A 2,454-nucleotide genomic window follows, 5' to 3' on the forward strand; every position below is an offset into this window, starting at 1 on the left:
TAAGAGGTATTTCTGGCAGTCACGCTGCAAAAACATTTCGATTTAGTAACAATCATATTACATTTTTACGTATCGCGTTGACGGTCTGGCTATGCGCCAGGGGCTCCCGTGCGCCTGTTAAACGCGAAAATCCTCCTTCCCCGTGAAGGGAAGGAGGATGATCGAGAAAGTCTAAAAGCTCCGGCTAGTGAGTTGTCGACGAAAAAGCCGGTGCGGAGCCTTTACGAGCCAGTCAGTGTTTGGTTCCTAAGTCGATTAACGGATCAGGCTCAGAACACCCTGCTGGCTCTGGTTGGCCTGTGCCAGCATCGCAGTCGAAGCCTGGTTCAGGATCTGGAATTTGGCGAGCTGGGTCGATTCTGCCGAGAAATCGGCGTCTTCGATCCGCGAGCGTGATTCCGACAGGTTGGTGACGCGATTGACCAGGCTGGAAACAGTTGCCTGCAGACGGTTCTGCGCAGCACCCAGAGTGGCCTGTGCGGTCGTGATCGTGTCAAGCGCGGTGTCGAGTGCGGTCAGCGCAGTGCCGGCACCAGCAGCGGTGCTGATGTCGACAGCGTCGATGGCGAGGGTTGCGGCGGTGACGTCGGTCAGCGTGATGTCAACGGTTTCACCCGAAGCCGAACCCGTCTGGATCGACACAGTTGCGTTGGTGCCGTCGAGCAGGGCAACGCCGTTGAAGTCGGTGCGGCCAGCCACATCGTCGATCTGCAGCAGCAGCTCGGCAACTTCAGCCTGCAGGTTGGTGCGGTCATCGTCGCTCAGCGTGCCGGTGGCAGCCTGAACCGACAGTTCACGCATACGCTGCACCATGTTGACGATTTCGTTCATGCCGCCTTCTGCGGTCTGCGCCAGCGAAATGCCGTCGTTGGCATTGCGCGTTGCAGCGTTCAGGCCGCGGATCTGCGAGGTCATGCGGGTGGCGATGGCATTGCCTGCAGCATCGTCAGATGCCGAGTTGATGCGCTTGCCGGTCGACAGGCGGTCGATTGCCTTGTTCAAACCCATTTCAGCTTTGGTCGATGCATACGATGCACGCATTGCCGCGACGTTGGTTCCGATAACAGTCATCTGTTGTTCCTTTCAGTTTCTCGATCGGGGCGGCTCGGTCCCACCAAAGCGGCCTCAAAGGGGTTAACGACACCTGCTGTTTGGGATTAAGGAAAAAAATTGAGGATGTGGCGGGGTGGCTGTCATAATAATGGCAGGCGTCAAATTTTTGGCGCCTGGTGCCGTCAGCCAGTGTCAAACAAATGACGATGGGTCCCCTTGCATTATATATAGGGGGGCCACAGCCGCGCATTCGCGCCATTCTCCCGATTTGGCACAGGCTTTGCTTATTTAGTCCCTGCGGGGCCTTCCTTTAACGGCAGTCCCGGCAATCGATTAAGTCGGGGGACTGAAAACATGATAGAATGTACATTGAGCGAGGCAGCCCGCAAAAGCCTGCCCATGCTGGAAACCTGGCTGAAAGGCGCATGGATCAACCCTGCGTCTGCCAGCAATTTGGGCAACAGCACCGCCGCAACCACGCGGCTGATGATGGCGCGCGAGATCGCCTCTGCCAGCCACCGCGATATTCTGATCGACATGCGCGAGGGTGCCCCGCGCTATGTGCGCGCCGCCAACGGCCTGCCTGCGCGGGTTGAATTCGGCTTTGAAGACATGCCCTTTGGCCTGGCGATGATCGCTGAACTGGTCCGTGCCGGTCGCGGTCCTGCCGTGGGTGAGCCCGCGATGGCCAAGCTGATGACCTATGCGTCGCGCATTGCGCGCAGCGATGCCAGCGTCTTGATCCAGGGCGAAACCGGCACCGGCAAAGAGGGCATGGCCCGGCTGGTGCACGATCAGAGCGAGCGCGCGAAGGGCGCATTCATCGCTGTCAATTGCGCGGCGCTGCCTGAAACCATGGTCGAAGCGATCCTGTTCGGCCACAAGAAGGGCGCGTTCACCGGCGCATCGACCGATGGCGAGGGTCTGTTCCGCGCTGCCGATGGCGGCACCCTGTTTCTCGACGAGATCACCGAGCTGCCGATGGCGCTGCAGTCAAAGTTGCTGCGCGCGCTGCAGGAAGGCGAAATCCTGCCGGTTGGCGAGACCCGCGCGGTCAAGGTCGATGTGCGGATCGTTGCCGCCGCCAACCGCGATGCGGCCGAACTGGTGGCAAGCGGTGAATTCCGCGAAGACCTTTACTGGCGTTTAAATGTGATGCCGATTGAACTGCCCCGGCTGTGCGATCGCCGCCAGGATGTGCGCGCGATTGCCGCTGCGATGCTGATCAACCTGCAAGCCGCCGAAGCTGATTTTGCCTGGCTCAGTGCCCCCGCGCTCGATGCTCTGCAGGCCCACAGCTGGCCCGGCAATGCCCGCGAACTCGGCAATGTGTTGCAGCGCGCGCTGGTGCTGCGCGATGGCGACGCAATTGCGGCAGACGACCTGGGCATCGCCCCGGCC

Annotated in this window: 2 protein-coding genes; one reads left to right on the forward strand and one right to left on the reverse strand. The window is 60.1% G+C overall.

Annotated elements, in window-relative coordinates; genetic code table 11:
• Positions 1-255: 255 nt before the first annotated feature.
• A complete protein-coding gene (locus ACEW8G_RS02170) occupies positions 256-1,071 on the reverse strand; it encodes a flagellin (protein ID WP_373486808.1) in 816 nt (271 codons plus the stop codon).
• Positions 1,072-1,407: 336 nt separating this feature from the next.
• Between ACEW8G_RS02170 and ACEW8G_RS02175 the strand changes: the two genes are divergently transcribed.
• On the forward strand, positions 1,408-2,454 hold a 1,047-nt coding region (locus tag ACEW8G_RS02175; RefSeq protein ID WP_373486809.1), incomplete at its 3' end, for a sigma 54-interacting transcriptional regulator.

The sequence above is a fragment of the Blastomonas sp. genome (genome assembly GCF_041747255.1).
In the GTDB taxonomy this organism is placed as follows: domain Bacteria; phylum Pseudomonadota; class Alphaproteobacteria; order Sphingomonadales; family Sphingomonadaceae; genus Blastomonas.